Raw genomic sequence first — 26,377 nt, forward strand, 5'->3', positions numbered from 1 at the left:
GTTGCGGAAGGGGGGTGCGTCGCGACTGCCGGTGAGGGAGCGACTACGGAGACATGGTCACCCTAGGACCCGAACACAACCGAATCAATTACCCCGTCGGACTTTGTCGGTTCGTGCGCGCGGGTCAGCCGAGTGCGCGGGTGAACGCCTGGTGCGCGCGGGCGTCGAAGAGGACGAACCGGACCTCCTCGACGGCGGTCGGGATGGCCCGTACCGTCTCCAGGGCGATGCGGGCCGCGTCGTCCATCGGCCAGCCGTAAATCCCGGCGGAGATCGCGGGGAACGCGACGGTGCGGGCGCCCAGTTCGCCGGCCACGCGCAGGCTCTCGCGGTAGCAGGAGGCGAGCAGGGCGGAGCGGTCCTCGGTGGCGGACCAGACCGGGCCGACGGTGTGGATCACCCAGCGGGCGTCCAGCGCACCGGCGGTGGTGGCGACCGCCTGGCCGGTGGGCAGGCCCCTGCCGTACCGCGAGGCGCGCAGCCGCCGGCACTCGGCGAGGATCTCCGGACCGCCCCGGCGGTGGATCGCGCCGTCGACGCCGCCCCCGCCGAGCAGGGAGGAGTTGGCCGCGTTGACGATCGCGTCGGCGCGCTGGCGGGTGATGTCGCCCTGGACCAGGGTGATGGCGGTCATGTGTGCCGCAGCCTCCGCCAGACGGCCTTGGCCGCGTTGTGCCCGGACATGCCGTGCACGCCGGGGCCCGGCGGGGTGGACGAGGAGCAGATGAAGACGGCCGGGTGCGGGGTGGAGTACGGGAACAGGGACAGCTTGGGGCGGAGCAGGAGCTGGAGTCCGGAGGCGGCGCCGGAGGCGATGTCCCCGCCGACGTAGTTGGCGTTGCGGGCGGCCAACTGGGGCGGGCCGGCGACGGCGCGGGCGAGGACGCGGTCGCGGAAGCCGGGGGCGAAGCGCTCCAGTTGGCGTTCTATCGCGTCGGTGAGGTCTCCGGTCCAGTTGTTGGGGACGTGGCCGTAGGCCCAGAAGACCTGTTTGCCGGCGGGGGCGCGGGTGGGGTCGGCGACGCCGGGCTGGGTGGTGATGAGGAACGGCCTGTCGGGGGCGCGGCCCGCGCGGGCCGCGGCGTGCAGGGCGGCGCCGATCTCCGCGCTGTCCGCGCCGATCTGCACGGTGCCGGCGGTGCGGGCCTCCGGCGCGGTCCACGGCACCGGTCCGTCCAGCGCGTAGTCGATCTTGAAGGCGGCGGGGCCGTACCGGAAGGTGTCGTAGTGGTTGCCGAGGCCGGCGATGCGGGCGAGGGCGGCGGGTGAGGTGTCGAAGACGTAGGCGCGGGCGGGCGGCAGGTCGTCCAGGCGCTTGACCTCGTAGTCGGTGTGGACGGTGCCGCCGAGGTCGCGGAGGTGGGCGGCGAGGGCGTCGGAGATCGCCTGGGAGCCGCCGCGGGCGACGGGCCAGCCGCGGGCGTGCGCGGCGAGCGCGAAGACCAGGCCGACGGCGCCGGTCGCCAGGCCGTTCAGCGGGGCCATCACGTGCGCGACCAGCCCGGCGAACAGGGTCTTCGCCTTCTCGTCGCGGAACCGGCGGGTCAGCCAGGTCGACGGGGGCAGCCCGGCCAGGCCGAAGCGGGCGAGGGTGACCGGGTCCCGGGGCAGGGCGCTCAGCGGCAGGGACATGAAGTCGCGGACGAGGGTGTCCCACCGGGGCAGGAACGGCTCGACCAGTCTGCGGTAGGTGCCCGCGTCCCGGGGGCCGAAGGAGGCGGCGGTCTCGCCGACCGAGCGGGACAGCACGGCGGCGGTGCCGTCCGGGAAGGGGTGCGCCATGGGCAGCGGGGCGTGCAGCCACCGCAGGCCGTAGCGCTCCAGGGGCAGGGCGCGGAACGCGGGTGAGTTGATGGCGAGGGGGTGCGCGGCGGAGCACGGGTCGTGCCGGAAGCCGGGCAGGGTCAGCTCCTCGGTGCGGGCGCCGCCGCCCACGGTGTCCCGGGCCTCGAAGACGGCGACGGAGAAACCGCGCCGGGCCAGCTCCACGGCGGCCGTCAGCCCGTTCGGCCCCGCCCCCACCACGACCGCGTCCAGCATCGGCACCTTCGGACCCCTTCGTCAGCCGACGGCCACTGCGATCAGGATAGGCCCGGCCGCGGACGGGCAGGGGGGTCGGGGCGGGGGCGGCGGGATTCAGGGTGGGGCGTCGGCGAGCAGGGGCGGGCATCCAGCCCCGGGACGAGGCGTCGGCGCCCGAGGCCGGGGCGTCGGCGCCCGGCGGACCCCGCTGGCCCGGCGGACCCCCGGGTCCGCCGGGTCAGGCCGCCTCTCCCGAGAGCAGGGCCACCACCCGGCGGGCGGTCGCGGCGTCGCGGGCGGCGGTGAACGGCAGCTCGTTGCCCCCCGTGATGCGGAAGGGCTCGCCGGTGATCGTCAGGTGGGTGCCGCCCGCCTCCTCGACGAGCAGCAGGCCCGCCGCGTGGTCCCAGGCCGCCTCCCAGGAGAACGCCACGGCGTCGCACTCGCCGCGGGCCACGGCCAGGTACTCCAGTCCGGCCGAGCCGCAGGGGCGGGGTGCCACGCCGGGGGTGCGCAGGGCGAGCAGGGCGCGCTTCTGCTCGTCCGTCGTGTAGTCCGGGTGGGAGGTGGCGACCCGCAGCTCGCGGCCGGGCTCCGGCGGACCGGCGTGCAGCCGCCGGCCGTCCAGGTGGGCGCCCCGGCCGCGGACGGCGGTGGCGAACTGGTCGCGGGCGGGCGCGTAGGTCCAGGACGCGCGCACCACCCCGCGGTGGGCGAGCGCGACGAGCGTGCAGAAGCCGGTCTCGCCGCGCACGAACTGGCGCGTGCCGTCGACCGGGTCGACGATCCAGACCGGCGCCCCGCCCCGTATCGCCTCGTAGGTGGCCGGATTGGCGTGCACCGCCTCCTCGCCGACCACGACCGAGCCGGGCAGCAGGGCGGGCAGCGCCGCGGTCAGGTACAGCTCGGCCTTGCGGTCGGCGTCGGTCACCAGGTCGTGCGGCCCGGCCTTCTGGTCGACCTCGTGCTCGGCGAGCCGCTGCCAGCGCGGCATGACCTCCTGGGCGGCGGCCTTGCGGACGGCTTCCTCCACGTCCTCGGTGTGCCGGGCGAGAAACTCGTCGATGGTTTCGGTGTCCTCGATCATGGGTCCATGAGACCACGGACCACTGACAATCCCCGCCCGGCCGGTGCACACCGGGTGGAATCGGTACGAACACCGGGTGCGGACGGCTACCGCCCGACGGCGTAGCCCTGCATGCCGCGGGGGTTCGCCGCCGCGGAGAGCACGCCGGTGCGGGGGTCCCGGGCGACGGCGCACAGGCGGCCCTCGGACCAGCGGTCGCCGATCAGGACGTCGTGGCCGCGGCGGCGCAGCTCCGTGACGACCTTTGCCGGCATCCGGGACTCCACGGTCAGGGCGCCCGGGCGCATGCCGCGCGGGAAGAAGGAGCCGGGGAAGCTGTCGTTGTGCCAGTTGGGGGCGTCGATGGCGCCTTGGAGGTCGAGGCCGCCGCGGACCGGGTCGCGCAGCGCGACCGCCAGCAGGAAGTGGAGCTGCCACTGGTCCTGCTGGTCCCCGCCGGGCGTGCCGAAGGCCAGGACGGGTTCGCCGTCGCGCAGCGCCAGGGAGGGCGTGAGGGTGGTGCGGGGGCGGCGGCCGGGGGTGAGGGAGTTCGGCAGGCCCTCCTCCAGCCAGGTCATCTGCAGCCGGGTGCCGAGCGGGAAGCCCAGTTCGGGGACGACGGGGTTGGACTGGAGCCAGCCGCCGCTGGGCGTGGCGGCGACCATGTTGCCCCAGCGGTCGACCACGTCCAGGTGGCAGGTGTCGCCGCGCGTGCCGCCGTCGGCGGCGACCTCCGGCTCCCCCGGCATCGGGGAGGCCGGGGACTTGGCGACGGTCGGCTCACCGATCCCCAGCGCGTCGAAGGCGCCCGCGTCGGCCGCCGCGACGGCGGCCACGCGCGCGTGGGCACTGAGCCGGGGGGTGCGTCCGCCGGGGCTGCCGGGCCGCAGCTCGAAGGACGCCTCCGGGCCGATCAGCGCCCGCCGCGCGGCGTTGTACCGGTCCGACAGCAGGTCGTCGAGCGGTACGTCGGCGGCGTCGCCGTACCACGCCTCCCGGTCGGCCATGGCGAGTTTGCAGCCCTCGACGAGCAGGTGCACGTAGTCGGCGGAGCCGTAGGGGGGCAGCTCGGGCGGGAGCAGGGCGAGCTGCTGGAGCAGGACGGGTCCCTGGCTCCAGGGCCCGGCCTTGCACACCGTCCAGCCGTTCCAGTCGTAGGTGACCGGCGGCTCGTAGGTCGCGCTCCAGGCGGCGAGGTCGGCGGCGGTGAGGGTGCCGGTGTGGTGCTCGCCGCTGGTGTCCAGGGTAGGGCGGGCGGCCTGCCGGACGAGGGCCTCGGCGATGAACCCGGTGCGCCAGACCTCGCGGGCGGCCTCGATCCGGGACTCCCGGTCGCCGGCCCCCTCGGTGTGGGCGAGCAGGCGCTTCCAGGTGGCGGCGAGCACGGGGTTGCGCAGCAGCTCGCCGGAGCGGGGCGGGTGCCCGCCGGGCAGGTAGACCTCGGCCGACGAGGTCCACTCCGTCGTGAACAGCTCGCGTACGGTCGCCACGGTCTCGCCGACGCGCTCCACGGGCGCGTGCCCGTGTTCGGCGTAGCCGATGGCGTACTTGAGGACGTCGGCGAGGGACTTGGTGCCGTAGTCGCGCAGCAGCAGCATCCAGGCGTCGAACGCGCCGGGCACGGCGGCGGCGAGGGGGCCCGTGCCGGGCACGAGGTCCAGGCCCAGGCTCCGGTAGTGCGCGACGCTCGCCCCGGCGGGTGCCACGCCCTGGCCGCACAGCACCCGGACCTCGCCGCCGGCCGGGGCGAGCAGTACGGGCACCTCTCCGGCCGGCCCGTTGAGGTGCGGTTCGACGACGTGCAGGACGAACGCCCCGGCCACGGCGGCGTCGTAGGCGTTGCCGCCGTCCTCCAGCACGGCCATCGCGGACTGCGCGGCCAGCCAGTGGGTGGCGGAGACCATGCCGAAGGTCCCCTGGAGGGTGGGGCGGGTGGTGAACACGCGGCTGTCACCTCGTTGTTCGCGTCGACCGGGCCGGACGACGCGCGGTCGGGACGGGTCCTGGGGAGGGGCCGTTCCCTCCCCCGGCAGGCTATCGATCGTTCCGCGTCCCTCCGTACCCGCCTGCCCCCCAAGTCCGGGCCGGTGGCCCGCGCCGCGTCCCCGGGGCGGGGACGCGGCGCGGGTCACACGGTGCGCAGTGCCTCGGTGGGCTGCATCCGGGCCGCGCGGATCGCCGGGAGCAGTCCGGCGATCGCGCCGATGGCCAGCGCCGATCCGACGCCGCCCATCCACGCCTCGGGAGGGACCACGACCATCCAGCTCTTGACGGAGGCGTAGACGACCGTGGCCGCGACGCCGCAGAAGACGCCCACCGCCCCGCCGATCCCGGCGAGCAGCACCGCTTCGGAGAAGAACTGGGTGCGGATGTGTCCGCGGGTCGCGCCCAGTGCGCGCCGCAGTCCGATCTCCGACCGGCGTTCCAGGACCGAGATGACCATGGTGTTGGCGACCCCGACCCCGCCGACCAGCAGCGCCACCGCGCCCAGACCGAGGAACAGGCCGTTGAGCGCCGACTCCGCGGCCGCCCGGGCCACCAGCGCGTCGGACGGGTTGCTGACCGTGGCGTTGGCCGGGTCCTCCGGGTTGGCGGTCCGTGCCAGCACCGAGTGCACGTCCTCCACGTACTCGGTCTGCGACCTGACGTAGATGGTGGTGGGGTGCCCGCTGTAGTTCAGATAGCGCTCCGCGGCCGGGAACCCGACGAGGACGGAGGCGTCGATCTCCGGGGCGAGGGCGGCCTTGTCGAGGATGCCGATCACGTAGAACCACTGGTCGCCGAGCCAGATCCGCTGCCCGGTGCGGATCCGGTCGATGCCGAGGCGCTGGGCCGCGTCGTAGCCCAGCACCGCGGTCGGCTGGGTGGCGGTGGCCTTGTTCAGGTACGCGCCGTGGGCGACGTTGGTGCGCACCGTCGCGGGCAGCTTCAGGCTCGCCGCCTGGACCTTGAGCCCGTTGGTGTTGAGCGCCGGGACCAGCGGACTGCGGTACACCTTGGCCCCGGTGGCGCCGGTGTTCTCCACCTGCTGCACCGGGCCGATACGGGAGATCATCCCGGGGGCCGTCTTGGGGAGTTTCACCTCGTTGCCCTGGATGTCCTTGCCGGGGGTCACGGTCAGCATGTTGGTGCCGAGCCGGTCGATCTCGGCCAGCAGTCCGGCCTGCGAGGAGGCGGACAGTCCGAGGACGGCCACGATCGAGGCCACCCCGATCGCGATGCCCAGCGCCGACAGGGTCGCCCGCAGCCGCCGGGTGCGCAGCCCGACGCTGCCCGTGCGGGCGAGGTCGACGAACCCCAGGTGTCCGGGGCGGTAGGTCACGGTCACTGGTTCCAAGCCCCCTTCCGGGGCGCGTTGTCGGCGACCACCCGGCCGTCCAGCATCTCGATGCGGCGGGGCAACTGGGCGGCCATGTCCCGGTCGTGCGTGATCACGACGATGGTGGCGCCCTGCTGGTTCAGCTCGGTCAGCAGTGACAGGATCGCCGAGCCGTTGACGCTGTCGAGGTTGCCGGTGGGCTCGTCGGCGAGCACGATCGCGGGGCTGCCGACCAGCGCGCGGGCGATCGCGACCCGCTGCCGTTCGCCGCCGGACAGCTTGGACGGCCGGAACTCGGCGCGGTGCCCCAGCCCGACCCGGTCCAGGGCCTCGGCCGCCGCCCGGCGCCGGGCCGCCCGGCTCACGCCCGCGTACAGCAGGCCGTCGGCGACGTTCTCCAGCGCACTGGTGTGGTCGGCGAGGAAGAACTGCTGGAACACGAAGCCGATCTCGGTGGCCCGCACCGCCGCCAACTGCCGGTCGCTCATCATCGCGACGTCGGTGCCGGCGATGCGCATGACGCCGGAGGTCGGCCGGTCCAGGGTGCCCATGACGTTGAGCAGCGTGGACTTGCCGGAGCCCGACGGGCCGACGATCGCGACCAGTTCGCCGCGGTTGACGGTGAAGCTCACGCCGCCGAGGGCCACCACGGGCGAGGTGCCGCCCGGGAAGAGGCGGGTCACCCCGTCCAGTTCCAGGACCGGGGTCTCGGCGCTCTCCGCCGGCGCGTCACCCGCCAACGCGACATCGCCCGTCCGGGTGCTGAGTTCGCTCATGACGTCGGCACCACAATCCGCTGACCGGCCTTCAGGTTGTCCCCGGTGACCTCGACGAGTCCGCTGTCCTGGTCGAACATGCCCAGTTCGACCGGCACCAGCCGGCGCTTGCCGTCGGAGCCGACCACCTCGACGCCGTAACCGCCGTCGAGCAGCGCCAGCAGGGAGTTCACCGGGACGTTCAGCGCGTTCTTGGCGCTGTCGGTGACGATCGACACCTGTACCGGCGCTTGGTCGAGACTGCCGGTGGCCTTGGGGTCGAGGGGCTCGATGCCCACCTTCACCTTGGCGCCCTGGTTGTCGCCGCCGGACTCGGCGACCCGGCCCACCGACGTCACCTTGCCCTGGGTCGTCTTCAGGTCCGGCAGCGTGATCGTCACCTTGTCACCGCGCTTGACCTGCGACTGGTAGGCGGTGTCGATCTGCACCGAGACGTACCGGCGCAGCGAGCTGGCCGTCAGCACCGCCATCCCCGGCTGGGCCTGGGCTCCCGGTTTGACGTTGAGCTTGGTCACCTTGACCTTGCTCTGCGGCAGATACACCACCTCGCTCATCGCCAGCTTCCCGTCCTCCTCCAGGCCGAAGTCCTCCTCCATCTCCTCGACCGCGGCCGTGGTCAGGTAGCTGTAGTCGTCGGAGGAGGCACTGAGATAGTCGCTGTAACCGAGCTTCACCAGCGCGGCGTTGAGCTGTTTGACATCGGGGCCCTCGTCGCCCTCCTTCAGGTCCCGGAACACCGGCAGGGACCCCTTCAGGAAGATCACCGGCTTGCCGTTGACCTCGTACAGGACCTCGCCGGCGCGGAGTACGTCGCCCGCCCTGGGCACCTCGGTGACCACACCGCTCGCCCGGCCGATGGCCTCATAGCTACCGGCGTAGGCCAGTGTGCCGTTGACCGATGTGCGAGCGGACACCGTGCCCCGCTTCACGGTCGCCGTGCTGATGGGCGTCTTGTCACCGGTGTCCTCGGCCTTGGCCTCCTGGTCGAAGGGGGCGACCAGGTAGGCGGCGACGGCCGCTCCCGCGGTGCCGACCACCAGGATCGTCACGATCGTCCACCGCCGGCCCTTGCGCCGCCCGGCCGGCTCCGCGGCCACGGGCTCCAGGTCCTTGCTCTGCGTAGGGGAGGGCACCACGCTCACCGTCCGTCACCGCCCAGTCGCCGCACCTGGCCGTGTTCATGCACGCGCATACCCGTCTCCTTCGACTGGCCTTCATCAAGCGCCTATTTGCCTGCTGGTTTTGTTCTACGGGAGCGACGGTTTCAGGACGGTATCGCCCGCCGCCGAATTCCCGGGGCCCTGGCCGTGACCACTCCCACGCCCGTCGCGGGCGGGCCGGACGGGGCGATCGAGGCGTTCCGGAACGGCCGGATGAAACCCCGCCGCAACCGTCCGGTCGCTAACATGGGATTACGGCACGGGATTAATAGCTGTGCGCCGAAGTCCTGTCCCCGGGGGGAGATTAAGGTGCGCGTTCTTATCGTCGAGGACGACGAGGAAGTCGCCAACGCGGTGGCGGTGGGGCTGCGTCGGCAGCGGATGGCGGTCGATGTCGCGCTGGACGGGCTGTCCGGTCTGGAACGCGCCCTTGTCAACGACTATGACGTGATCGTCCTGGACCGGGACCTGCCCGGGATGGACGGTGACACCCTGTGCGCCAAGCTGGTCGCGGCGGACTGCCGCAGCCGGGTGCTGATGCTGACCGCGGCCGCGACCAACGAGGACCTGGTGGACGGGCTGAACCTCGGCGCCGACGACTATCTGTGCAAACCGTTCGACTTCCGTGTGCTGACGGCCCGGATCGTCGCGTTGTCCCGGCGGGCGCATCCCGCGGTGCCTCCGGTGCTGCGGCACGGCGACATCGAACTGGACGCGGCGCAGCGCCGGGTGACCCGGCGGGGCCAGCCGCTCGACCTGGCCCCGAAGGAGTTCGGCGTGCTGGAGCTGCTGCTCACCGCCCGGGGCCGGGTGGTCTCGGCGGAGGAGTTGCTCGAACGGGTATGGGACGAATCGGCTGACCCGTTCACCAAGTCCGTCAAGGTCACCATCAGCCGGCTGCGCGCCAAGCTCGGCGACCCACCGGTGATCCATACCGTGGCCAAGTCCGGCTACCGCGTCTGAGAGCAGCCCATGCGCACCGTCTTCCGCGTGCCCCGCAACACCGTCCGGTTCCGCCTGACGCTGCTCTACGGCGGGGTCTTCCTGGTGTCCGGCGTGGCACTGCTCGCGATCACCTTCTTCCTGGTCGACCGGGCCGACCCGGGCCTGTACGTGTACAACGGCCAGGGCGGCGCGGCCACGGTCAAAGAGGTGGCGAAGCCGCCGGGCAAGAACGGCCCGCAGGAACTCAGCAACGAAGGGGGCGACCTGCCCGCGCCGGATGTCGGTGAGAGCGAAGCGCTCGTCGAACTGGCGAAGCGGCAGAAGGACGAGCGGCGGCACACGCTGCTGGTCCAGGGCGGCACCGCACTGGGCTTCATGGCGGTCGTGTCGGCGGGTCTCGGCTGGGTGCTGGCCGGGCGGGTGCTGCGCCGTCTGAGCACGATCACCCGCACGGCCCGGGAGATCTCCGCGACCAATCTGCACGCCCGGCTGGCCCTGCCGGGGCCCGCCGACGAACTCAAGGACCTCGGCGACACCTTCGACGAGCTGCTGGCCCGTCTGGAGGCGGCTTTCGAGGCACAGCGCCGGTTCGTGGCCAACGCCTCGCACGAGCTGCGGACCCCCATGACGCGGCAGCGCGCCCTCGGGCAGGTCGCCCTGGCGGACCCGGACGCGAGCGTGGAGTCGCTGCGCGAGGCCCATCTGCGGATCCTCGCCGCCGGCCGCGAGCAGGAGCGGTTGATCACCTCGCTGCTGACCCTGGCCCGGGGGCAGGCCGGCCTTGAGCGGTGGGTGCCGTTCGACCTCCAGCGGCTGACCGGGAAGGTCGTGGCGGCCCGCGACGACGAGGCCGAGCGGCGCGGTGTGTCGTGGCGTACGACGCTGGATCCGGCCGTCGCGGTCGGTGGCGCGGGCCTGGCGGAACGCCTGGTGATCAATTTGGTGGACAACGCGCTGAGCTACAACATCCCCGGCGGGTGGGTCGAGGTCACCACCCGCACCGAGGGCGACCGGGCCGTGCTGACCGTCAGCAACTCGGGCCCGGTCGTCGCCGACGACGAACTGGACCGGCTGTTCCAGCCGTTCCAGCGGGTCGGCACCGCGCGTATGCACCGCCGTGAGGGGCTCGGTCTCGGACTGTCGATCGTCAGCGCCGTCGCCACCGCCCATCACGCCGACCTCGACGCCGTGCCCCGGCCGGACGGTGGTCTGACCGTGACGGTGCGCTTTCCCGGCGCCGCGGCGGACCCGGCCGCGGGGCCGGCCGCCGTCGAACGGGTCTAGCGACGGCGGGGCAGCGGCCGGGGGCACCACGGTCACCGCCCCGCGGAACGTCGCGGTCATCCGCCCTGCATGTGCGGGCCACTGTTTTTCTTGCCTTTCCCGCCCTTCCGCAGGACTCCCTTGCACTTGTCGTCAGCCTTCTTGAAGACGGGGCCGGTGATGTCGACGCCGAGCTTGTCCCGGTCGATGTCGGTTCCGCCCTCGGAGTTGGGGTCCGGGAACTTGGGCACACCGTTCTCGCGCATGCATTTGGCGTACTTCAGTGCGGCCTCCCGGTCCGGAGCCGCCTCGGGCGCCGGCGCGGAGTTGTACGACTTGCACTTCTCCGCGGCCTTCTCGTACGCCGGTGTGCCCAGGCCCACCTTGTCGCCCTCGATCTTGAGACCGCCGTTGGCGTCCGGGTCCGGGAAATTGGGTACGCCGTTCGCCCGCATGCACTTCGCGTAGGCGAGGGGACCTTTCTTCTGGGAATCGCCGCCTTGCTTCGCGCTCTCGCTGTTATTGGGGCTGGCCGCGGCGACACCGCCCTTGTTGTCGCCGTCGTCTCCGTCGTCTCCGCCGCACGCGGTCACGAGCAGGCCGACGGCGGCGAACGCCGCGACCAGTGTGACGCGCGGCCGGATACGGCGCGGCGTTCCTGCGGACTTCCATTCCTCGCGCTCAGCCGTATTCGTCGGCATGCTTCAGCACCTCTTTCGAATCGCTCCTGAGAACGTTCTATCGGACGGACGGTTGCGGGAAGGTATCAGCGGAAGTGAGAGGCCGGCGCCGTCTGCCGGCCCTCCCGCGAGGGATTTCCGCCGGTTATCCGGATCCCTGCTCCGCACGGCATCGCGTGGTGTTGAGCGTGAAGGAGGAGGGGATGCCGTCGCGTCCCCGCCAGGTACCGGTGAGGGCTATCTCACGGGTCTCCCCGGGCTCGATCGCGCCGTCGGCCGGGGGGTTGGTGAGGGAGACGTCGGTGCCGTTCTGCTTGCCGACGGCGCCCCGCGTCCCGGTGATCTCCTGCTCGTCCGGGTACCGGAACCGCAGCGCCCAGGCGTCGATCGGCCGCCGCGTGGTGTTCGTGACGCGCACGGTCGCCTCGTACGTGCCGGAGTCGGTTCCGGTCCGCGCGGTCGTGCGGTAACCGACCCGGCAGCTCTGCGGCGGCACCTGTCCCTTGGCGAAGAAGACATTGCCGGCCAGGTCCGAACGCTCCAGATCGGTATTGCGGGCGATGAGGTCGCCCAGATTCGCCCGGAAATCGATGCCGTAGCGTTTCGCGATGCGGTCGAGCACCGGCATCTGATTTCCGTAGAAGAAACGGTCGCCGTCGCGCAGCCGTTGGAATTCACGGCTCCACATCGCCCGCTGGAGTTCACCGAACTCGGGGCCCGAATGCTTTTCCGCGAGCATTCCCACATAGGCGTCCAGCTTGTCCACCGAGCCGTACAGCGCCTTCAGCCGCGCCGCCAGCGGGGTGCGCCGCGCGTACGAGACCGCGCTGGTGTCCTCCGGATCGTTCTCCGCGGTGACCTCGCTGCCGAACAGGTTGGTGATGCGGGTGAAGTCCACGCTGTCCGGGTCGTTGATCTCGTCGCCGGGGGTGAGCTGCGGGTCGGCGGGGAACGTCTCGGTGCTCTCCCCGGTGATGTCCTTGAACGAGGTCTTGGCCGGCAGACCGTAGGCGCGCCGCATCTCGTTGTAGCTGGGCATGCCGTGGTCGCGGCCCCGCTCCACGTCCAGCGCGCCCAGGTCGAACACGCACTTGGGGTTGGCGTCGGGGGCCGAGCACAGCACGTCCCGGATCTCGCGCTCGATCTGCTCGTCGTTGTGGTACTGCGCCTTGGAGCCGAGCCCCTGCAGGAACGGCCCGAGCCCGACCATCGGCAGGATCATGGGATTGTCCCGCGCCTGCGCCAGCACGAACTGGAGTTTGACCTTGGCGGGGTCTTCGCTCGGGTCGATGTTGAAGCCCATGTCGCGGAACTTCTGCATCTGCTCGTCGGTGTACCGGGAGCGCTCGGTCTCCATCGGGAACCCGCTGTGGATCATGCTGTGGATGCGGTATCCGACGGTCGAGAACTCATTGCTGAGGGTGGCGTCGACCAACGGGTTGTAGCCCCGGTACCCGGGGAGCCGGATGCCGTGCGCCGGCAGGAACTCGTTGTAGGTGATGTACTGCACCTCGGCGATGACGACCCGGCGGGCGATCTCGAACTTCTCCTGCTCGTCCAGCGAGGCGGGCAGCGCGTCGACGATCCGGTTGTGCTCGCGGGCGATGAGCGTCTCCACCGCGGTGACACCGGTGTTGTTGTTGGCCCGCGCGTCTCCCGTGACGACCGCCTGGCCCGGGTTGGTGATCAGTTCCCCGCCCAGCTCGACCTCGGGGGCACTGGCGGTGTCGCCGCGGGCGTCCCTGCGCGGCAGGTACTCGTCCGGCATCAGCAGCTTGGCGCCGTTGTTGGCCAGGTTTCCGTCGACGGGCCCCTCCCGCAGCCACTCCAGGCGCCGGTCGTCGGTCGAGTAGACGGCCGAGGCGTCGAGATAGGAGCTGACGTTGTTGATCTGCTCGCGGGGAGTGGTCACCCCGGTGCCCGGCGCGGGCGTCGAACGCGTGAATCTGAGCGCGGCCGGATCCCCCCGGGTCTCCAGCGGGTCCTTGCCGTTCACGGGGACGTCGGCCCGCTCGCCCTGCGGGTCGCTGGACAGCACGCCGCTGCGTAACCCGAATTCGTGGTCGATGAACTGTCCCCAGACCCACGACCACTGGCTGAGCTGCTGCTCGGAGAAGATGTTCACCGAGAAGCCGAAGCCCTTGTCGTCCACGAACTCGTCGTTGAACACCCGGTTGCTGACGGTGCGTGCGTTGGGGCCGCCGACGGGCGTGCTGCGGCCGTCGGCGTATCGGGCGTCCGTGACCCGGGAGTACTTCGTCCCTGCGCGGCCCCAGTCGGGACGCAGGACGTTGTTGCCGCGCCCGTCGAGGCTCTGGCCCCCCGCCCAGCTCGATTCCAGCGCGCTCGGCGCCGCGGGAGCGACCAGACCGCTCCCTGCGAACAACGCGGTGAGCGCCGCGGCGAGCACGACCCGGTCCCGGGTGAGGCCCGTACGTCTGCTTCCCCGCCGCGAGGCGGCACTTGCCGATAACATCCGAACTCCTTCCGCCGAGCGGCGCATCACGCGCGGCCGGCCTCGATCAGGCTGAGGGCATAGGGCAGTTCGACCACGCGCTCGACACTCAGCCCCGCCTTGCCCAGTAGCGCCAGGTACTCCTGTTCGCCGCGCTCGCGGCCGCCGTCGTAGAGCGCCAGCAGCCGCATGTCCATCTCCTTGCCGAGGTGCGGCGCGTCCCCCTCGGGGAGCAGCATGTCCAGCAGCAGCACCCGGCCGTGCTCGGGCAGTCCGCGGCGGATGTTGCCCAGAAGGCGCAACGCGTCGTCGTCGTCCCAGTTGTGCACGATGTTCGACAGCAGGTAGGCGTCCGCCTTCGGCACCGCCCGGAAGAAGTCGCCGACGACGAACTCGCATCGGTCGGCCAGTCCCTGCGCGGCCATGAACTCACGGGCACCGGCCATCACCGGCTCCACGTCGAGCAGCAGCCCCCGCATGCCGGGCGTGGCCCGCAGCGCCGTCGCGAGCACCGTGCCCTTGCCGCCGCCGATGTCGGCGAGCGTCCCGATGCCGGAGAGGTCGACCGCCGCCACGGCGGCCTCGGCGATGGCCCGGGACCGCGTGGTCATGAAGACGTCGAAGTGCTTCCGGGACTCGGGACTGGTGGCGAGCCAGCCGTAGAACGAGCCGAACCGTGCCGCGAACGAGGAACGTCCGTCCCGTACGGCGGCGGCCAGCGAACCCATCGCGGCCAGCAGATCGGGCGCCCCCTGCAACAGGCTGACCGACCGCATCGAACCGGGGGCGTCGGCGCACAGCGACTCGCCCGCGGGGGTCAGCCGGTACCGCCGGGTGCCGGCCACGTCCTCGGATCGCACCACGCCCAGCGCCGCGACGGTACGCAGCAGCCGGCCCAGCGCCACCCGGTCCACGCCGAGCCGCTCGGCCAGCTCCGGTACCGCCAGCGGTCCGTCGCACAGGACACCGGCCACATCGAGATCCACGAACGCGTACAGCGCGGAGAACCGCCACTGCCCGCGCAGCAGGTCCCAGATGAGCGCCCGCGGATCGGACTCGTCCACGACGTCCTTCGTCCGCCCGGTCGAGTCCACGGTGCTTGTCTCTGACATTCCGCCCTCCTGGCGTTAGATGTGCCGTTCGCCGGATGTGCCGTTCGCCGGTTCCGTGAGCTTCGCGGTCAGCAGCTCGCCGATGCGCGCCGCCGGATCCGTCGTGAGCATCCGGTGGTGGTCGGCCTCCACCAGATGGCGTTCGATGGCACCGTCCACGTACGGCTCCCAGATCTCCACGGCCCGCTCCACCGGCAGACCCTCCGGCCGCCCCTGGGTCGCGACGACGAGCAGCACGTCGCCGTGGAAGACGCGCGGCGTGTGCCCCATGACGAGCCGGACGTTGTTGTCCGCGACCCGCTGGACGGCCTCCAGGGCCGGAACGTCGGCCGGCCCCGGCCGACGCGGACCTGCCGGTCGCCTTGCCTCCGGCTCGTCCTCGGTCTCCTCGTACGGGTATCCGTCGAGGATCGCCAGCAGGGCGATCGCTTCGCCCGTGTCCTGCAGACGGGCCGCGACGGCCTGCGCGACCACTCCGCCGAACGACCAGCCCACCAGGTGGTAGGGGCCGTCCGCTTGTACGGCCCGGATCTGCTCCACGTAGTCGGCCGCCATCTCCTCGATGCTCGCGGGCAGTTCCTCGGTCCCCTCCAGACCGCGCGCCTGGAGGCCGTAGAGGGGGCGCCCCGACGGGAGGTGCGCGGCCAGCTCCGCGTAGTTCCAGGCGAGTCCGCCCCCGGAGTGGAGGAAGAACAGCGGCGCGCCACCGCCACCGGAGCGGAGCGGAAGGAGCCGGTCGAAGTCGCCGGTGGGTCCGCTTCTGTCCAGCGCCGCCGCGACCGCGGCGACCGTGGGTGCGGCGAGCAGCGCCCGAATGCTGACCTCCGCGTCGAGCACCGACCGGATGCGGGCGATGAGCCGCATGGCGAGCAGTGAGTCGCCGCCGAGGGTGAAGAAGGAGTCGTCGGCACCGACCCGCTCCACGCCGAGCACCTCGGCGAACAGGCCGCAGAGGATCTCCTCGACCGGGGTGGCGGGGGCGCGGCCGGTGGTGCGACCGGCCAGGTCGGGGGCGGGGAGGGCGGCTCGGTCCAGCTTGCCGTTCTTGGTCAGCGGGATGGCTTCGAGCGTCACGAAGGCGGCCGGGACCATGTAGTCGGGGAGCTTCTCGGCGACGTACCGGCGGAGGTCGGCGTCGTCCGTCTCACCGACGACGTACGCGACCAGGCGCTTCACGCCGGGCTGGTCCTCGCGGGCGATCACCGCCGCCTGGCGCACGTTCTCGTGGGCGGTCAGGACGGCCTCGACCTCGGCCGGTTCGATGCGGAAGCCCCGGATCTTGACCTGTTCGTCGGCGCGGCCGGAGAACTCCAGCACGCCGTCCTTGTTCCAGCGGGCCAGGTCCCCGGTGCGGTACATCCGGCCGCCGGACTCGTCGAACGGGCAGGCCACGAACCGCTCCGCCGTCAGCCCGGGACGGCCCGCGTACCCGCGTGCCACTCCCTCACCTGCGAGGTACAGCTCACCGGTCACACCTGGTGCCACGGGACGCAGGGTGTCGTCCAGGACGTAGGTGCGGGTGTTGTCCATCGGGCGGCCGATCGGCACCGCCGCGGGGATCTCGTCCCCGGAGGTGTAGGGCAGGTGCGTGGTGAACGCCGTGTTCTCCGTCGGCCCGTACGTGGTACGCACCACCAGGTCCGAGTGGGACGCGAGCAGGGTCCGGATCGCCGACGCGGACACCACGTCACCGCCCGTGGACACCTCCCGTACCCCGGCGAAGATCTCCGGGGACTGCTCGGCCAGGACCCGGAACAGCCCGGCCGTCGCGTGCACGTTCGTCACACCGTGCTCCGCGATCAGCGCACCACGCTCGGCCGCGTCGGTGTCGCCCGGCGGAAGCATGACCAGCTTCCCGCCGTGCAGCAGTGGCGTCCACAGCTCGTACGTGGCGGCGTCGAAGGCGGGGTCGGCCTGCACCATGACGGACTCGACCATGTCCGCGGTCCAGGCACCGTCCAGGCAGAACGCCACCACGTTGCGGTGCGTGACCGCCACACCCTTCGGCACCCCGGTCGAGCCGGAGGTGTACATCACGTACGCGAGGTTGTCCGGCCCCGGCTTCCCGTGCGGGTTTTCGGGGAGCGGGGCAACGTCCTCGTCGCCGGTGAGCATCACCGCGACCCCCGCCTCAGCCGCGATCGCCTCCCGCCGTACCTCCGGCAGGCCGGGGTCCAGGGGCACGTAGGCCGCACCCGCCTTGAGCACACCCAACAGCGTGGGCACCAGGTCCGCCGACCGCTCCGCGCGGACACCGACCAGGCTCTCGGCGGTCACGCCCTGGCTCCTGAGGTGGTGCGCCAGGCCGTTGGCCCGCGCGTTCACCTCCGCGTACGTCAGTCGCGTCTCCCCGGCGACCACCGCCACCGCGTCCGGTGTCCGCGCGGCCTGCGCCTCGAACAGGGCGACCAGGGACTGTTCCGGCACCGGACGGGTGGTGTCGTTCCACTCCGCCACCACCTGGTGCCGTTCGTCGGCGGAGAGTACGTCGATCGCGCCGACGCGCACGTCCGGATCCGTGGCCACCTGCGCCAGGACGCGGGTCAGCCGTACCGCGAGGGCCTCGGCGGTGTCCGGATCGAACAGGTCGGTGGCGTACTGGATACCGCCCTGGAGCCCGGCCGGTGCCCCCTGCTCGTCGCGGTGCTCGGTCAGGGTGACCGAGAGGTCGAACTTGGCGACCTGCGTCTGCTCCTGGCCCTCGTCGAGCGGCTGCGCGCGCAGGCCGGCGAGCCTGAGGCCCGTGTCGCCCTGCGGCAGGTTCTGCAGGGTGAGCATGACCTGGAACAGGGGGTGGCGGGACAGGGAGCGGGCCGGGTTGAGGTCCTCCACCAGCCGCTCGAACGGCACGTCCTGGTGCCCGTAGGCGGCCAGGTCGGTCTCCCGCACCCGCCCCAGCAGCTCGGCGAACGACGGATCACCACTGACATCCGTACGCAGCACCAGCGTGTTGACGAAGAACCCGGCGAGGTCGTCAAGAGCGGCGTCGCCGCGTCCCGCCACCGCTGTGCCGAGCGGGATGTCGGTACCCGCGCCCACCTTCGACAGCAGCACCGCCAGCGCCGCCTGCACCACCATGAACATCGTCACGCCATGCCGCCGCGCCGCCTCCGACAACAGCGCGTGCACCTCGGCGCCCGTCTCCACCCGGACCGTGCCGCCCCGGAAGGACGACTCCGACGGCCGCGGGCGATCGGTCGGCAGCGCCAGCTCCTCCGGCAGCCCGGCCAGCACCGAACGCCAGTGGTCGAGCTGGGCGGAGATCAGGCTGTCGGGGTCGTCGAGGTCGCCCAGCAACTCCCGTTGCCACAGCGCGTAATCGGCGTACTGCACGGGCAGCGGCTGCCACCCAGGGGCGGCACCGCGTACCCGGGCCTCGTACGCGAAACTCAGATCACGCAGCAGGACACCCATCGACCAGCCGTCCACCGCGATGTGATGCGCCACGACGATCAGCACGGACTCGGACGGGGACAGCACCAGGCACCGGGCCCGCCACGGCAGCTCACGGGTCAGGTCGAAGTGTCGCGCCATCTCGTCGCCGGCGATGGCGGGCACGTCCTCCGCTGCCACCTCGTCCACCCGCAGGACCAGGTGGCCCCGCTCGCCCTGGAGCACCTCCTGCCGGGCGACGCCCGCTGCCTCGGGGAAGACCGTGCGGAGGCTCTCCTGCCGGTCCGCCACATCGCGCAGCGCCGCCTCAAGGGCCGGTACGTCCAGCTCGCCGGTCAGCCGCAGCGCCAGCGGTACGTTGTAGCCGGCGCCGGCACCGGCCTCCTCCAGCCGGTTGAGGAACCACATCCGCTGCTGGGCGTACGACAACGGCACGACCCTCGGCCGCTCACGCGCCGCCAGCGCCAGGCGGGGGCCGCCTGCCCCGCCGTCGGCCACCAGCCGGGCGAGGGCCTCGACCGTGGGCGAGGTGAACACGTCACGGATGGTGATCTCGGCGTGCAGCACCGCCTGGACGCGGGCGATGAGCCGCATGGCAAGGAGTGAGTCGCCGCCGAGGGTGAAGAAGGAGTCGTCGGCCCCGACCCGTTCCAGGCCGAGGACTTCGGCGAACAGGCCGCAGAGGAGTTCCTCGGTGGGGGTGGCGGGGGCGCGACCGGTGGTGCGGCCCGCCAGGTCGGGGGCGGGGAGGGCGGACCGGTCCAGCTTGCCGTTCCTGGTGAGGGGGATGGCTTCGAGCGTCACGAAGGCGGCCGGGACCATGTAGTCGGGGAGCCTGTCGGCGACGTACCGGCGGAGGTCGGCGTCGTCCGCCTCGCCGACGACGTAGGCGACCAGTCGCTTGACACCGGGCTGGTCCTCGCGGGCGATCACCGCCGCCTGATCCACGCTCTCGTGGGCGGTCAGGACGGTTTCGACCTCGGCCGGTTCGATGCGGAAGCCCCGGATCTTGACCTGTTCGTCGGCGCGGCCCGCGAACTCCAGCACGCCGTCCTTGTTCCAGCGGGCCAGGTCCCCCGTGCGATACATCCGGCCTGACTCCTCGAACGGGCAGGCCACGAACCGCTCCGCCGTCAGCCCGGGACGGCCCGCGTACCCGCGTGCCACTCCCTCACCTGCGAGGTACAGCTCACCGGTCACACCTGGTGCCACGGGACGCAGGGTGTCGTCCAGGACGTAGGTGCGGGTGTTGTCCATCGGGCGGCCGATCGGCACCGCCGCGGGGATCTCGTCCCCGGAGGTGTAGGGCAGGTGCGTGGTGAACGCCGTGTTCTCCGTCGGCCCGTACGTGGTACGCACCACCATGTCCGAGTGGGACGCGAGCAGGGTCCGGATCGCCGACGCGGACACCACGTCACCGCCCGTGGACACCTCCCGTACCCCGGCGAAGATCTCCGGGGACTGCTCGGCCAGGACCCGGAACAGCCCGGCCGTCGCGTGCACGTTCGTCACACCGTGCTCCGCGATCAAAGCACCGCGCTCGGCCGCGCCGATGTCACCCGCCGGCGCCACCACCAACCGACCGCCCCGCAGCAACGGCACCCAGATCTCATACGTCGACGCATCGAAGGCATGGTTCGCCTGGAACAGCACACACTCGACCACATCGTCGGCCCAGGCACCGTCCAGGCAGAACGCCACCACATTGCGGTGCGTGACCGCCACACCCTTCGGCACCCCGGTCGACCCGGAGGTGTACATCACGTACGCCAGCGCTTCCGGCGGCACCGCAACGCCGGGGTTGTCATCCACCGGCTCGAACACATCGGCATCGGTCAGGACCACCGACACCCCCGCCTCCGACACGATCGACGCCAACCGCTCCTGCGGATGCCGGGCGTCCAACGGCACATACGCCGCGCCCGCCTTGAGTACACCCAGCAGCGTCGGCACCAGCTCCGCCGATCGCTCCAACCGCACGCCGATCAGCGACTCCGGGACGACGCCCCGCTCGATGAGCCCGCACGCGACACCGTTCGCCCGCGCGTTCAGCTCCGCGTACGTCCAGGCCCCGTCTTGCCCGACCACGGCCACGGCATCCGGCGTCCGAGCGGCCTGCGCCTCGAACCGGTCCACGAGGGTGCCGTCGGGCACCGCACGACGGGTGTCGTTCCACCCGTGCAGAACCATCCGGCGCTCCGCGTCCGACAGCACCTCGACAGCCCCGACCCGCACCCCCGGGTCCGCAGCCACCTGTTCCAACACCGCGACGAGGCGTCGGGCGAGGGCGTCCACGGTGTGCGCGTCGAACAGGTCGGTGGCGTACTGGATGCCGCCTTCGATCCCGGCAGGCGCACCCGTCTCGTCCCGCCGTTCCATGAGGGTGACCGACAGGTCGAACTTGGCCGTCACCACATCTTCCGAGGCCAGCGGCCGCACCCGCAGGCCCGGCAGCTCCAGGGGCGCGTCGGAGTCGGGAACGTTCTGGAATGCCAGCATGACCTGGAACAGCGGGTGCCGGGAGAGCGAGCGGGCCGGGTTCAGGTCCTCCACCAGCCGCTCGAACGGCACGTCCTGGTGCGCGTAGGCGGCCAGGTCGGTCTCCCGCACCCGTTCCAGCAGCTCGGCGAACGATGGATCGCCGCTCACGTCCGTACGCAGCACCAGCGTGTTCAGGAAGAATCCGACCAGGTCGTCCAACTCGGCCTCGCCGCGCCCGGCAACCGGTGTGCCGAGCGGGATGTCGTCACCCGCGCCCGACTTCGACAGCAGCACGGCCAGCGCGGCCTGCACCACCATGAACATCGTCACGCCGTGCCGCCGCGCCACCTCCGACAGCCCCGCGTGGATGTGGCCGTCCACCCGCACCGGAACATCGGCGCCGCGGAACGACGCCGTCGCCCCACGCGGCCGGTCGACCGGCAGCGCAAGTTCCTGCGGCGCTCCGGCCAGCGCCGAACGCCAGTGGTCGAGCTGTTCGCTGATCAGGCTGTCGGGGTCGCCGAGGTCGCCGAGGACCTCGCGCTGCCACAGCGCGTAGTCGGCGTACTGCACCGGCAGCGGCTGCCACCCCGGGGCGGCACCGCGTACCCGGGCGGCGTAGGCCGTCTCCAGGTCCCGGGCGAGGATGCCCATGGACCAGCCGTCGACCGCGATGTGGTGCGCCACGATCACCAACACCGACTCCGTCGGCGCGAGCACCAGCAGCGAAGCCCGCCATGGCAGCTCCGCCGCCAGGTCGAAGCCCCGGCCGAATTCGTCGACGACCGCCTCGGACAGGTCGGCTTCGGTGATCTCCCGCCTCTTCAGCCGGGGGTGCGACTCCTCGCCGTGGAGGATCCGCTGGTGGGGCAGCCCGTCGGTCTCGGGGAAGAGCGTGCGCAGGCCCTCGTGCCGGTCGGCCACGTCGCCCAGCGCGGCCTCCAGGGCCGGGACATCCACCTCGCCCGACAGCCGCAGGCCCAGCGGCACGTTGTAGCCGGCGCCCGCACCGGCCTCCTCCAGCCGGTTGAGGAACCACATCCGCTGCTGCGCATACGACAACGGCACGACGTCCGGACGTTGTTGGGGTTGCAGTGCCAGACGCCGGACCGCGCCACGGGCGGTGTCGGCGAGCCGGGCCAGCCCTTGGACCGTGGGCGCGGCGAACAGGTCGCGGATGCTGATCTCGGCGTCCAGCACCGACCGGATACGGGCGATGAGCCGCATCGCGAGGAGTGAGTCACCGCCGAGGGTGAAGAAGGAGTCTTCCGTACCGACTTGTTCCATGCCGAGGACTTCGGCGAACAGGCCGCACAGCACCTCTTCGGTGGGGGTGGCGGGGGCGCGACCCGTCGTCCGGCCTGCCAGGTCCGGGGCGGGGAGGGCGGCCCGGTCGAGCTTGCCGTTCTTGGTCAGCGGGATCGCGTCGAGGGTCACGAACGCCGACGGCACCATGTAGTCGGGGAGCTTCTCCGCGATGTACCGGCGCAGCTCCGCCTCGTCCACCTCGCCGACGACATACGCGACCAGCCGCCTCACACCGGGCTGGTCCTCCCGGGCGATCACCGCCGCCTGACGCACACTCTCGTGGGCGGTCAGTACGGCTTCGACCTCGGCCGGCTCGATCCGGAAACCCCGGATCTTGACCTGCTCATCGGCGCGGCCCGCGAACTCCAGTACACCGTCCTTGTTCCAGCGGGCCAGGTCCCCCGTTCGATACATCCGGTCACCGGACTCGCCGAACGGGCAGGCGACGAACCGCTCCGCCGTCATCCCCGCACGGTCCGCGTACCCCCGCGCCACGCCCTCACCCGCCAGATACAACTCACCCACCACACCCGGCGGTACGGCACGCAGGAACTCATCCAGCACGTAGGTACGGGTGTTGTCCATCGGACGGCCGATCGGCACCGCCGCCGGCACCTCGTCCCCCGCAGCGAACGGCAGGTGCGTGGTGAACGCCGTGTTCTCCGTCGGCCCGTACGTCGTGCGCACCACCAGACCCGGGTGGGACGCGAGCAGGCTGCGGATCGCGGACGCGGAGACCACATCGCCGCCGGTCAGCACCTCCCGCACCCCGGCGAAGATCTCCGGGGACTGCTCCGCCAGCACCCGGAACAGCCCCGCCGGAGCCACCACATGCGTCACCCGATGCTCAGCGATCAACGCACCACGCTCGGCCGCATCCACCTCCCCCGCCGGCACCACCACGAGCAGCCCACCACGCAGCAGCGGCGCCCAGATCTCGTACGTCGACGCATCGAAGGCATGGTTGGCCTGCACGAGCACCCGCTCCAGCACATCCGCACGCCACGCGCCGTCCAGGCAGAACGCCACCACATTGCGGTGCGTGACCGCCACACCCTTCGGCACCCCGGACGAACCAGAGGTGTACATCACGTATGCGAGGTTCTCCGGTCCCGGCCTCACCTCCGGGTTCTCGGCGACTGGGGCTACGTCCTCGTCGCCGGTGAGCGTCACCGCGACCCCCGCCTCAGCCACGATCGCCTCCCGCCGCGCCTCAGGCAGGGCGGAATCCAACGGCACATACGCCGCCCCCGCCTTCAACACCCCCAGCAGCACCGGGATCAGCGCGGCCGACCGCTCCAAGCGCACCCCGACCAGCGACTCCGGACCGACGCCCCGCTCGATGAGCCCGTACGCCACACCGTTCGCCCACGCGTTCAGCTCCGCGTACGTCCACGACCCGTCTTGCCCCACCACCGCCACCGCTTCCGGCGTCCGCGCCGCCTGCGCCTCGAACCGGTCCACGAGGGTGCCGTCGGGCACCGCACGACGGGTGTCGTTCCACCCGTGCAGAACCATCCGACGCTCCGCGTCCGAGACCACGTCGATGTCTCCGACGCGCGCCTCCGGGTCCGCGGCCACCTGCTCCAGCACCCGCACCAGACGGGCCGCAAGAGCCCGAGCCGTGCCCTCGTCGAACAGGTCGGCCGCGTACTGGATCTCGCCGCCCAACCCGTCCGGCGAGCCGTCGGCGTCGCGGAGTTCGGCGAGCTCGACGGAGAGGTCGAAGCGGGCAGTCGCCGTCTCCTCCGGTCGGATGGGGTGTACTTGCAGCCCGGGAAGGTTCCAGTCCCACTCGCTGCGGTCCTGGGGAGCGCTCTGCAGGCTGAACATCACCTGGAAGAGGGGGTGCCGGGAGAGCGAGCGGGCCGGGTTCAGGTCTTCCACCAGCCGCTCGAACGGCACGTCCTGGTGGGCGTACGCGGCCAGGTCCGTCTCCCGCACCCGCTCCAGCAGCTCGGCGAACGACGGATCACCACTGACATCCGTACGCAGCACCAGCGTATTGACGAAGAACCCGACCATGCTCTCGACCGCGGCCTCATTGCGGCCCGCCACCGCCGTGCCGAGCGGAATGTCCGTGCCCGCGCCCACCTTGGACAGCAGTACCGCCAGCGCGGCCTGCGCCACCATGAACATCGTCACGCCGTGCCGCCGCGCCAGCTCCGACAGACGCGCGTGCACCTCGGCATCCGTCCGCACGGGGACCGCACCGCCCCGGAAGGACGCCACGGCCGGACGCGGGTGGTCCCTGGGCAGGGAGAGTTCCTCGGGTAGGTCCGCGAGAGCCTGGCGCCAGTGGTCGAGCTGCCCGGTGAGGCGGCTGTCGGGGTCGCCGAGGTCGCCGAGGACCTCCCGCTGCCACAGCGCGTAGTCCGCGTACTGCACCGGCAGCGGCTCCCACCCCGGGGCCTCACCCCGCACCCGGGCCGTGTAGGCCGTGCCCAGGTCACGGGCGAGTACGCCCATGGACACGCCGTCGACCGCGATGTGGTGCGCGACGAGCACCAGCACCGACTCCGCGGGTGACAGCACCAGGAGCCGCGCCCGCCACGGCACGTCCGTGGCCAGGTCGAATACACGACCCGTCTCTTCCGCGACCGTCCCTTCGAGGTCCGTCGCCGCGACCGTGTCGACCCGCAGCACCGGACGGTCTGCGGTGACCATCTGGTGCGGCTCGCCGTCGGTCTCGAGGAAGACGGTGCGCAGGGTCTCGTGCCGGTCGGCGAGGTCACCGAGCGCGGCCTTCAGGGCCTCGACATCCACCTCGCCCGACAGGCGCATGCCCATGGACACGTTGTACGCCGCGCCCGCGCCGGCGTCCTCCAGGCGGTTGAGGAACCACATCCGCTGCTGCGCGTACGACAGCGGCACCCGCTCCGGGCGTTCCCGGGGCGTCAGCGCCATGCGTGCCGCGCCGCGGCCCTGTTCCACCAGCCGGGCGAGGCCGGCGACGGTCGGGGCCTCGAAGAGTTCCCGGATGCTGATCTCGGCGGCCAGCGCCGACCGGATACGGGCGATGAGCCGCATCGCCAGCAGGGAGTCACCGCCGAGTTCGAAGAACGAGTCCTCCACCCCGACCCGCTCAAGTCCGAGACTGTCCGCGAACAGCCCGCACAGCACCTCCTCGACCGTGGTCTCGGGCCCGCGGCCGCTGGTGAGGCTCGCGAAGTCCGGGGCGGGGAGGGCGGAGCGGTCCAGCTTGCCGTTCTCGGTCACGGGGAACGCGTCGAGCGGGATCACCGCGGCCGGGACCATGTGCCCCGGCAGCCGCCCGGCCACGAACGACCGCAACTCCGCCGGGTCCAGGGCCGCCGTGCCCTGCTCGGGGACGACGTACGCGACCAGGCGGCGCACACCGCCGTCGTCCCGGGCCACGACGAGCGCACGGCCGACCGCCTCGTGCGCGTTCAGCACGGCCTCGATCTCGCCCGGCTCGACCCGGAAGCCCCGGATCTTGATCTGTGCGTCCGCACGCCCGGCGAACACCAACTCACCCTCAGCGGTCCACCGCACCAGATCCCCGGTCCGATACATCCGCTCACCAGGCCCACCACGCTCTCCGAACGGGCAGGCCACGAACCGCTCCGCAGTCAGCCCCGCACGACCCGCATACCCCCGCGCCAGACCACGACCCGCCACATACAACTCACCCACCACACCCGGCACCACCGGACGCAAAAACTCATCCAGTACGTAAGTGCGGGTGTTGTCCATCGGCCGGCCGATCGGCACCACGGCGGCCGAGGCTCCAGCAGGTGACAGTGGCTCCGACGCCGTCGCGCACACCGTCACTTCCGTCGGCCCATAGGCGTTCACCATCCGCCGACCAGCAGCGAACCGTCCGAGCAGCTCCGGCCCACACGCCTCCCCCGCCACCACCAACGTCTCCAGAGAAGCTGGCAGCGCCTCCTCAGTAGCCAGGAGGGATGGCGGCACCGTCACGTGCGACACCCCCAACTCCGCCACCGTCTCCCCCAGCCGACGCCGCGGCGGCATCAGCTCCTCACCCGCCACCACCAACGTCGCGCCCGACAGCAGCGCCATGCACAGCTCCCAAACGACCGCGTCGAATCCCAGCGCGGAGAACTGCAACACCCGCGACCCGACACCCACCCCGAACCGCTCGATCTGCGCCGCGGCCAGATTCCCGAGCCCCAGATGCGTGACCACCACACCCTTGGGACGGCCCGTCGACCCCGACGTATAGATCACATACGCCGCGTCAGTCGCCCGCAGCGGCATCCTGCGCTCACCATCCACCGGCGCCGCCGCCGACCGCCCCGCCACCGACGCCACGACACCCGGATCGTCACAGACCAGGCACTCCAGACCCGTACCAGGCAGAACGCCGGCCGTCGCAGCGGAACACACCACCACCGCCGGTTCCGCATCCC

Annotated in this window: 13 protein-coding genes; 2 read left to right on the forward strand and 11 right to left on the reverse strand. The window is 71.9% G+C overall.

The window, feature by feature from the left end; genetic code table 11:
* Positions 1-124 precede the first annotated feature (124 nt).
* From IE316_RS29320 to IE316_RS29350, 7 genes are all read right to left on the reverse strand, one after another.
* Positions 125-634, reverse strand: a complete 510-nt coding sequence (locus IE316_RS29320) for an O-acetyl-ADP-ribose deacetylase (RefSeq protein WP_190207552.1) — start codon at positions 632-634, stop codon at positions 125-127.
* On the reverse strand, positions 631-2,040 hold the full coding sequence (locus IE316_RS29325; protein WP_190207575.1) for a phytoene desaturase family protein: 1,410 nt from the start codon (positions 2,038-2,040) through the stop codon (positions 631-633). Before IE316_RS29325 ends, IE316_RS29320 begins: the two co-directional genes overlap by 4 nt.
* A gap of 220 nt (positions 2,041-2,260) precedes the next feature.
* Complete coding sequence (locus IE316_RS29330) at positions 2,261-3,109, reverse strand: inositol monophosphatase family protein (protein WP_190207553.1); 849 nt, start codon at positions 3,107-3,109, stop codon at positions 2,261-2,263.
* A gap of 86 nt (positions 3,110-3,195) precedes the next feature.
* Positions 3,196-5,031, reverse strand: a complete 1,836-nt coding sequence (locus IE316_RS29335) for a gamma-glutamyltransferase family protein (RefSeq protein WP_190207554.1) — start codon at positions 5,029-5,031, stop codon at positions 3,196-3,198.
* A gap of 185 nt (positions 5,032-5,216) precedes the next feature.
* Positions 5,217-6,416 (reverse strand): ABC transporter permease, encoded by a 1,200-nt coding sequence (locus IE316_RS29340; protein ID WP_190207555.1) that lies wholly within the window; start codon positions 6,414-6,416, stop codon positions 5,217-5,219.
* On the reverse strand, positions 6,413-7,183 hold the full coding sequence (locus IE316_RS29345) for an ABC transporter ATP-binding protein (protein WP_190207556.1): 771 nt from the start codon (positions 7,181-7,183) through the stop codon (positions 6,413-6,415). Before IE316_RS29345 ends, IE316_RS29340 begins: the two co-directional genes overlap by 4 nt.
* Positions 7,180-8,325: an efflux RND transporter periplasmic adaptor subunit gene (locus IE316_RS29350; protein ID WP_190207557.1), complete on the reverse strand. Its 1,146-nt coding sequence runs from the start codon at positions 8,323-8,325 to the stop codon at positions 7,180-7,182. Before IE316_RS29350 ends, IE316_RS29345 begins: the two co-directional genes overlap by 4 nt.
* 327 nt (positions 8,326-8,652) lie before the next feature.
* On the opposite strand from IE316_RS29350, the gene IE316_RS29355 reads away from it, so the two are divergent.
* A complete protein-coding gene (locus IE316_RS29355) occupies positions 8,653-9,306 on the forward strand; it encodes a response regulator transcription factor (protein ID WP_190207558.1) in 654 nt (217 codons plus the stop codon).
* Positions 9,307-9,333: 27 nt separating this feature from the next.
* Positions 9,334-10,572 carry a sensor histidine kinase gene (locus IE316_RS29360; RefSeq protein WP_229910600.1) on the forward strand — a complete coding sequence of 413 codons (1,239 nt, stop codon included), beginning with the start codon at positions 9,334-9,336 and terminating at the stop codon, positions 10,570-10,572.
* A gap of 56 nt (positions 10,573-10,628) precedes the next feature.
* Here the strand turns inward: IE316_RS29360 and IE316_RS29365 are convergent, their stop codons facing one another.
* From IE316_RS29365 to IE316_RS29380, 4 genes are all read right to left on the reverse strand, one after another.
* Positions 10,629-11,252, reverse strand: a complete 624-nt coding sequence (locus IE316_RS29365) for a hypothetical protein (protein WP_190207560.1) — start codon at positions 11,250-11,252, stop codon at positions 10,629-10,631.
* Positions 11,253-11,376: 124 nt separating this feature from the next.
* Positions 11,377-13,707: a peroxidase family protein gene (locus IE316_RS29370; RefSeq protein ID WP_190207561.1), complete on the reverse strand. Its 2,331-nt coding sequence runs from the start codon at positions 13,705-13,707 to the stop codon at positions 11,377-11,379.
* Positions 13,708-13,733: 26 nt separating this feature from the next.
* Positions 13,734-14,798: a methyltransferase gene (locus IE316_RS29375; protein ID WP_190207562.1), complete on the reverse strand. Its 1,065-nt coding sequence runs from the start codon at positions 14,796-14,798 to the stop codon at positions 13,734-13,736.
* Between the two features lie 15 nt (positions 14,799-14,813).
* On the reverse strand, positions 14,814-26,377 hold an 11,564-nt coding region (locus tag IE316_RS29380), incomplete at its 5' end, for a non-ribosomal peptide synthetase (protein WP_190207563.1).

The sequence above is a fragment of the Streptomyces fumanus genome, assembly GCF_014655295.1.
Taxonomy (GTDB): Bacteria; Actinomycetota; Actinomycetes; order Streptomycetales; family Streptomycetaceae; genus Streptomyces; species Streptomyces fumanus.

What these genes read in the sequence shown, in the direction of transcription:
- IE316_RS29345 (WP_190207556.1), bottom strand. Translation starts at nt 7,183, where the DNA reads ATGAGCGAACTCAGCACCCGGACGGGCGATGTCGCGTTGGCGGGTGAC.
- IE316_RS29370 (WP_190207561.1), bottom strand. Translation starts at nt 13,707, where the DNA reads ATGTTATCGGCAAGTGCCGCCTCGCGGCGGGGAAGCAGACGTACGGGC.
- IE316_RS29365 (WP_190207560.1), bottom strand. Translation starts at nt 11,252, where the DNA reads ATGCCGACGAATACGGCTGAGCGCGAGGAATGGAAGTCCGCAGGAACG.
- IE316_RS29325 (WP_190207575.1), bottom strand. Translation starts at nt 2,040, where the DNA reads ATGCTGGACGCGGTCGTGGTGGGGGCGGGGCCGAACGGGCTGACGGCC.
- IE316_RS29320 (WP_190207552.1), bottom strand. Translation starts at nt 634, where the DNA reads ATGACCGCCATCACCCTGGTCCAGGGCGACATCACCCGCCAGCGCGCC.
- IE316_RS29330 (WP_190207553.1), bottom strand. Translation starts at nt 3,109, where the DNA reads ATGATCGAGGACACCGAAACCATCGACGAGTTTCTCGCCCGGCACACC.
- IE316_RS29375 (WP_190207562.1), bottom strand. Translation starts at nt 14,798, where the DNA reads ATGTCAGAGACAAGCACCGTGGACTCGACCGGGCGGACGAAGGACGTC.